Source organism: Streptomyces sp. NRRL S-1022 (genome assembly GCF_000720135.1).
Taxonomy (GTDB): domain Bacteria; phylum Actinomycetota; class Actinomycetes; order Streptomycetales; family Streptomycetaceae; genus Streptomyces.
On sequence record NZ_JOIU01000046.1, the window covers coordinates 23,712 to 31,681 of the forward strand.

The window sequence follows — 7,970 nt, forward strand, 5'->3', positions numbered from 1 at the left end:
TTCCCTCGCAAGGGAGCTCCATGACGTTCTCCCGTCCAGGACGGACTGATTCCGCGCAAACGGGTCCAGCTCAGCCGGGCGACGTGTTATCGCCGGCTCAGCAGCGCATCTGGGCGCTCGGACACCTGGCGCCGGACACCTCTTTGCTGCACGTGCCAGTGGTAGCGCGGCTGACCGGCGAACTGGATCACGGACGACTCGAGGCCGCCCTGCACGATGCCGTGGCGCGTCATCCGGTACTCGCCACAAGGTTCACGGTCGCTGACCGGCGCCTCATCGGCAGGTCGGTCACGGACCGTGGCCCCGCGGGGCTGTCATTCGAGTGGCACCGCCTGGAGGCACGGGACGACGCGGCCGACGTGACGCGCCGTATGGACGTGTGGACGAGACGCGTCATCAACGCGCCCTTCTCCCTTGAAGAGGGCCCCCTGGTCCGGGGCTGTCTGATCTCCGGGTCCGCCCGGGAGCACCTATTGGTGCTGGTCTTCCACCGGCTGATCGCCGACACGACCTCGGCCGGAATCGTTTTCCGGGAGGCACTGGCCCTGCACGCCAGCCTGCGGCACGAGCCCGACCCGGGTGAGCGGGACCCATGGGCTCCCCGGTTGTCGCCGGCCGACGAGCGCGGCGAAGAGGCGTCCTGGTCGCCGCACCCCGCACCGGTGGCGCTCCGGCCGCAGCTGCCGTATGACCGGCCGCGTCCCACCACACGGGATCTGCGCGTGGACTCGGTGCCCTTCACGCTGCCCCCCGTCGCCACAGCGGGCCTGCGCGACCTGGCGCGGGGATGCGGTGGCGGGCCGGCCTCCGTGACGCTGGCTCTCTTCGTGCTGCTCCTCCACCGCTACAGCGGGCAGACGGACCCGGTGGTGACGGTGACCACACCGGGGCGGTCCGCGCAGCAGACAGCGACGGTGGGGTGCTTCGAGAGCGCTCTGCCCATCGGCTTCTCAGTGGACACCGACATGACCTTCCGTCAGCTGGTCCGCTTGGTGCACCAGCGTGCCGTCTCCGCCGTCCTCGGGGCCGCCGCGGAGTCCGAGACAGCCCCCGACTCCCCCGCGCCGGGCCGGGCCGGGCCCGCCACCGTCTGGCCGGCCTTCTCCCACAGGGCCCTGCCGCCTGTACCGGCCTCGTCGGGGCTGACGAGTGAGGTGCTGCCCGCCCACAGCGACTGCGCCCTTGAGGATCTCGGCCTCCACCTGTGGGACGACGGTCAGCGGTTGCGTGGTCAACTGGTCTTCGCGACCGGCCTCTTCGACAGCGTCTCCGCCCACCGGACGGTTGGCCATCTGCTTCGCCTCACGGACGCGGTACTCAGCGACCCCGACCGGCCGGTGGGTTCCTTGGCCTTCCTGACCGCGGAGGAGGTGAACACGGTCGCCGTACTGAACAGCGTCGTGGTCGATGTGCCGGAGACGACCTTCTCGCAGGTCTTCGAGCAGCAGGCGGAACGCTCGCCCCACGCGGTGGCGATCCGCGCCGAAGACACCTGTCTCAGCTACGGCGAACTCAACACACGGGCCAACCAACTGGCCCATTTGCTGCGGGAGCGGGGCGTCGGCCCCGAGGTGACCGTGGGGCTCGTCCTGGAACGAAGTGCCCAGCTGGCCGTGGCGGTACTCGCGGTGCTGAAGGCCGGCGGCACCTATGTACCGGTCGACCCGGACGACCCCCCGGCGCGCAGGGACACCATCCTGGAGGATGCCTCGGTCCGGATCGTGGTCGCCCACAAGGACAAACAGCCCGTCCGCCGACACGACGGACCACGGGTGATCGAGATCGACAGTTCATGGAGCGCGTTCGATGCCCTTCCCCCGGGAAATCCCCGGGGCGATCACCGGCACCCCTCCCACGCCGCCTACCTGTTGTACACCTCGGGGTCTACCGGGCGTCCCAAGGGGGTGGTGATCGAGCACCGGCAGCTCATGAACTACGTCTACGGCGTCATCGAGCGGTTCGATATCAGGGAACCGCTGAGTTTCGCGATGGTGCAGCCCCTGACCGTCGACTCCAGCGTCACCGCCCTGGTGCCGCCGCTGTGCACGGGCGGAGAAGTTCACATGATCACTCGGGAGCGCGCGCTGGACGCGACCGGACTGGCCGACTGGTTCGAGCGCTGGCCGGTCGACTGTCTGAAGATCGCTCCGTCGCACCTCCGAGCCTTGCAGCTCTCCCCCCGGTTCACCTCCGTACTGCCACGGCGACTCCTGGTCGTCGGCGGCGAGGCATCGGACTGGAGGTGGCTCCGCGAGCTCCAGCAGATGGCGCCCCAGTGCCAGGTCTTCAATCACTACGGGCCGACGGAAACGACCGTCGGAGTGCTGACGCTGGCGGTGGCCGACCATGTGGACGCCAAGTGGACCACCGCGCCCATCGGCGTACCGCTGCCCAATACCCAGGCGTACGTCGTCGACGAGGCGGGCCAACCCGTGCCCGTGGGAGTGGCCGGCGAACTCCTCATTGGGGGCGACAGCCTCGCCCGCGGATACCACGGCAGGGACGACCTCACACACGAGGCCTTCATCCCCGACCACCTCGGTCACCGACCGGGTGCCCGTCTCTACCGGACCGGAGACATCGTGCGCCGCCTGCCCAGCGGCATCGTGGAATTCATCGGTCGCCGGGACGACCAGATCAAGGTGCGCGGGTTCCGCGTGGCTCTCGGGGAGATCGACGCGGCTCTGATGAGCTGCCCCGAGGTCCGGCACGCGGTGACCGTCGTCCGGGAGGACACCCCCGGAGACCGGCGAATCGTGTCCTACGTCGAGCCGGAACGCTTCGAGGAGTTCCGCCCGGATGCCGTACACCAGCACATCCGGGGCCGGCTCCCTTCGCACATGATGCCCCGCGCCCTTGTGCCGCTGCCCCGGTTACCGCTCTCCGACCACGGCAAGGTCGACCGCCGGGCCCTGCCACCGCCCGTGCCCGAGCCCTCACCTCCCGCCGGCGCACTGGCCCCGGGAAACGACACGGAGCGACGGGTCGCGCAGGTGTGGATGCGCGTTCTCGATGTCGCCGACGTGGGGCTGGAGCAGAACTTCTTCGACCTCGGCGGTCACTCGCTCCTGCTCGTGGAACTGCAGCACCGGTTGCAGCGGGCTCTGGGCAAGGAGATCGATCTGCTCGACCTGTTCCAGCACACCACCGTGCGCGCCCAGGCCGATTTCTTCTCGCGTCAGGAGCCGCCGGTCGCACATGAGGACGGCACCGCCGGCACCCGGCAACAGAGGGCGCTCCTGAAGCGCCGCCAGCAACAGCTGCGAACGAAGCGAGGTCGCCGTGAGTAACGACCTGACGGAGACCACCGTGGACGCCTCCGAGGACAGCCTGGACATCGCGGTCGTCGGCATGGCGGGGCGCTTCCCCGGAGCGGACTCCCTGGAAGAGTTTTGGGACAACCTCCGGTCCGGGAAGTGTTCCGTCACCTCGTTCGACGAGGCGCAACTGGCCGAGCGCGGAGTGGACGCGGCCACACTGGGCAATCCCGACTTCGTCCCGTACGGCTATGTGTTGGAGGACGCCCGGCAGTTCGACGCGGCGTTCTTCGGGTACTCCGCGCGCGAGGCCGAGCTGATGGATCCGCAACACCGGGTCCTCCTCGAGTGTGCCTGGGCGGCCATGGAGAGTTCGGGGCACGACCCCGAGCGGTACGACGGCTCCATCGGAGTGTTCGCAGGAGCCGGGAACAACACCTACTTGCTGCGCAACATCGCCACGCAGCCGGATGCCGCCGAACTGTGCGCCGACAAGCAGGTGGTGATCGGGAACCGCTCCGACTTCCTCAGCAGCCGGGTCTCCTACAAACTCGGCCTGCGGGGCCCCAGCGTCAATGTCCAGTCGGCGTGTTCGACTTCCCTCGTCGCCGTCGTCGAGGCCTGCCAGTCCCTGCTGGCCTACCAGTGCGACATGGCGCTCGCCGGAGGGGTCGCGATCGACGACTCACGCCGCGACGGCTACATCCACCGGCCTGACGGCATCCTCTCCCCGGACGGCTATTGCCGTACTTTCGACGCACGCGCCCAGGGCACGGTCGGGGGCGACGGCGTCGGGATGGTCGTTCTGAAACGCCTCGGAGACGCGATCGCGGACGGCGATCACATCCACGCCGTCATCAAAGGCGGCGCCGTCAACAACGACGGCGCCGAACGGGCCGGCTTCACCGCGCCGAACCCGGTGGCCCAGGCCGAGGCCATCGCCGCCGCCCTGTCCGACGCGGACGTCGCGGCCGAGAGCATCCGCTACGTCGAACTTCACGGGACAGCCACCATCCTCGGCGATCCCATCGAGTTCAAGGCCCTCACCTCGGCGTTCCAGGGGGTAGGCCCCGGCAACTGCGCGGTGGGCTCGGTGAAGACCAACATCGGGCACCTCGACTCCGCCGCAGGCGTCGCGGGACTGATCAAGACGGTGCTCGCGGTGGAGCACGGTCAGATACCTCCCAGCCTCCACTTCCACACGCCGAACCCACGACTGGGCTTGGAGGGCAGCCCGTTCTACGTCAACACGGAGTTACTCGACTGGCCGGAACACGAGGGGCCCCGTCGAGCGGGCGTCAGTTCCTTCGGCCTCGGTGGCACGAACGCCCATGTGGTTCTGGAGGAAGCCCCACCACCGCGTTCCGCCCTCCGCCCCTGCGACGAAGGCGCCGAGCAACTGCTCGTGTGGTCCGCGAAGAGCATGGAAGCGCTGGAGGCGGCGACCGACCGACTCGCTGATCACCTGCGCACCCACCCCGACCAGAACTTGGCGGACGTGGCCTTCACCCTCCGGGCCGGCCGGAAAAGCCTCCCCTTCAGGCGCATGCTTGTGTGCCGGAGCGGGGACGAGGCCCTAGAAGCCATCGACGCCCGGGACGACGGTCGTCTGCTGACCACGGCCGCCCCCGATGTGAGCGGCCGTCCCGTAGGTTTCCTCTGCGCCGGTTTCGGATCGCAGTTTCCGGGAATGGCACGCGCCCTGTACAGCCGGGAGGCGGTGTTCCGGGAAGTACTCGACCGTTGCGCGACCCATCTTCACGCTCTGCTCGGCCAGGACATCCGCCCCCTCCTCCTGACGGGATCCGACGCGCCGGATGCAGAGGCCGGTACAGCGGTTCCCGACTTCCGCAGCTTCCTGCTGCAGCCCGCCCGCAGCGATCACACGCTCGATCTGCCCTCCATCGGCTACCCGGCGGTGTTCGCTCTGGAGTACGCCCTTGCCGAACTCTGGCAGGAGTGGGGGGTCGAACCGGTTGCCATGATCGGCCACAGCCTGGGCGAGTACGTGGCCGCGTGCCTCGCCGGTGTGTTCGACCTTCCGGACGCGCTGCGGCTCGTGGTGGAACGCGCTCGGCTCATCGAGAAGCAGGGCGAGGGCGCGATGCTGGCCGTACCACTGAGCGAGGAGGAGGCCGCCCGGTACACGGACGATGAGGTGTGTCTCGCCGCCGTCAACGGGCCTCGGACCTGTGTGCTGTCCGGCACCATCACGGGAATCGAACGCGCCAGCCGGGAACTCCAGGCGGCCGGGCTCGCATCGCGCCTTCTGACGAGCCGGTTCGCCTTTCACTCCCCGATGATGGATCCGGTCGTGGAGCCCTATCGGGACGTCGTCCGCTCGGTACGGCTCAACCCTCCGTCCAAGCCGTTCGTGTCCAATCTGACGGGAACGTGGATCACCGACCAGGAAGCCACCAGCCCTGACTACTGGGCCCAGCACCTGCGCGGCACGGTCCGTTTCGCGGACGGGATCGCGACTCTCTGGTCGGTTCCGGACATCGTTCTGGTCGAAATCGGTCCTGCCCCCGTGCATACGGCCGACGTGCTGCAGCATCCTGCCGCCGGGCAGGTCCCCGACCGTGTCGTCGTCGCGTCGACGCCGCGGCCCCTTGCCGGACGAAGCAACCGGGCCACGCTCCTCGACGCGGCGGGGCGGTTGTGGCTCGCCGGGCACCGGCAGGTGTTCCCCTCGGCTCCGGGGAGCCGCCGGGTGCCCCTGCCCACCTACCCGTTCGAGCGCCGCACCTACTGGCTCGCGCCCGGGACCCCTCGGCTACATGAGACGTCCGCGGAGCAGCGCGCCGGCTCCCTGCCCCAGTGGTTCTACGCACAGTCCTGGCAACGGGCGGCCGCGGCTCCGCCTCCAGACATGGCGGATCTGGGCGCCCGGCGCTGGCTGGTCTTCGTGGACGGCATGGGCGTCGGCCGCCGGTTGGCGCACCGGCTCGAGGAACTGGGCGCGAGCGTGGTCCGCGCGGTCGCCGGCACCGAGTGGAGCGACAGCGGCGACCGCGAGTACGTCCTGCACCCCGGACAGCCGGCTCATTTCGCCATGCTGGCCGCGGCCCTGCGTGCGGACGGCGGCCTGCCCGACCGGATCGTCCACTGCTGGAGCGTCGGCGACGACGCCCGCGGTGCGGCGGAACCCGAGGCCGCCGAGGCGCTGCTCGACCGAGCCTTCGGCAGTCTGATCCACTGGGCACAGGCCACCGACACCGAGTTGATGACGTCCCACCAGCGCTGGGACGTGGTGTCGAGCGAGGTGTACTCGGTGATCGGTGACGAGGAGCTGTGCCCTCCGAAGGCCGTGGTCCAGGGTGTGTGCCGGGTTCTGCCGCAGGAGTATCCGTCTGTCGACTGCGCTCACCTCGACCTGCGTACAGGTGAGGGGGAGGAACCGGACACGCTGGCGGGCCGGTTGCTGGCCGAGCTGGCCCGGCCCGCGGCCGAGCGGACACTGGCCCTGCGCGGGCGTCATCGGTGGAAGCCGGACTTCGCCCGGGTCTCGCCTCCTTCCCGCGGCACGTCGCCGGTCCGACCGGACGGGGTTTACCTGATCACCGGAGGGCTGGGCAAGATCGGCCTTCTCGTGGGACGGGCCCTGGCCGAGCGGTGTCGGGTCCGGCTCGTCCTGCTCGGCAGAACGGGCCTGCCGCCCCGGGCGAGCTGGGACGACTCGCAGCATCCCGCAGCGGTGCGGGAGGTGATCCGCGCGATACGCGCCCTTGAGGACCTCGGCTCCGAGGTGATGGTGCGGGCTGCCGACGTAGCCGATGCGAGCGCCATGGTCAGGGTGAAGGACGAGATCGTCCAGAGGTTCGGCTGCCTGTCCGGTGTGGTGCACTGCGCGGGCAGCACGGGATCCGCCGCGCACCGGAGCATCACCGACCTGGGACCGGAGGAGAGCTCCTGGCACTTCGCGCCGAAGGTCCACGGAATGCGGGTCCTGCACGAGATCCTCGCGGACCAGAAGCTGGACTTCGCGGTCATCTGCTCCTCTGTCGCATCGTTGCTGGGAGGACTGGGTTTTGCCGCCTACGCCGCCGCCAACGCCGCTCTGGACGCCTTCGCTCAACGTCACCACAGCCCTCAGCTCCCCTGGACCAGCGTGAACTGGGAGGCATGGCTCTTCTCGGACGAGGGCCGGGGCAGTGCCCGGATCGGCGCAGCTGTGAAGGACCTGGCCCTCACTCCGCAGGAAGGCAGGCAGGTCTGGGACGTACTGCTCGACGCTGTCCCGGAACCGCAGGTCGTCGTGTCGACCGGAGACATGTCCCGGCGTCACGCGCTGTGGTCCGCGCCCGTCGCCGGTGAGCCTGCGGTCCGCCGTTACGCGCGCCCCGATCTCAGCAATCCGTTCGTGGCCCCGGCGGGTGCGTCGGAGCACCGCATAGCCGAGATATGGCAGGAACTCATGGGCGTGGACCGCGTCGGGGCACACGACAACTTCTTCGAACTCGGGGGGAGTTCGCTGCTCGGGCTGCAGGTCGTGCACCGGCTCCGCCGGGACCTGGGCGTGGCGGTGCCGTTGACCATCGTCTACGAGGGCCCCACCGTACGCACGCTCGGTGCGCTGGTCGACCAGGTCAGGGAGGATCGTTGATGGACCGTCGCGGTGGTGTGGCGATCATCGGGATGGCGGGGCGCTTCCCGGGTGCCCGGGACCTGACGGAGTTCTGGGAGAACCTGCGGGACGGTGTGGAGTCGATC

3 protein-coding genes are annotated in these 7,970 nt (G+C 69.5%); all 3 read left to right on the top strand.

All coding sequences use genetic code 11. From position 1 onward, the window contains the following. Window positions 1-20: 20 nt before the first annotated feature. Complete coding sequence (locus IG05_RS0139625; protein ID WP_078894857.1) at window positions 21-3,290, top strand: non-ribosomal peptide synthetase; 3,270 nt, start codon at window positions 21-23, stop codon at window positions 3,288-3,290. Continuing rightward, window positions 3,283-7,863: a type I polyketide synthase gene (locus IG05_RS0139630; RefSeq protein WP_078894858.1), complete on the top strand. Its 4,581-nt coding sequence runs from the start codon at window positions 3,283-3,285 to the stop codon at window positions 7,861-7,863. Before IG05_RS0139625 ends, IG05_RS0139630 begins: the two co-directional genes overlap by 8 nt. Beyond that, on the top strand, window positions 7,863-7,970 hold a 108-nt coding region (locus IG05_RS50805), incomplete at its 3' end, for a beta-ketoacyl synthase N-terminal-like domain-containing protein (protein ID WP_158839129.1). The genes IG05_RS0139630 and IG05_RS50805, both read left to right, overlap by 1 nt.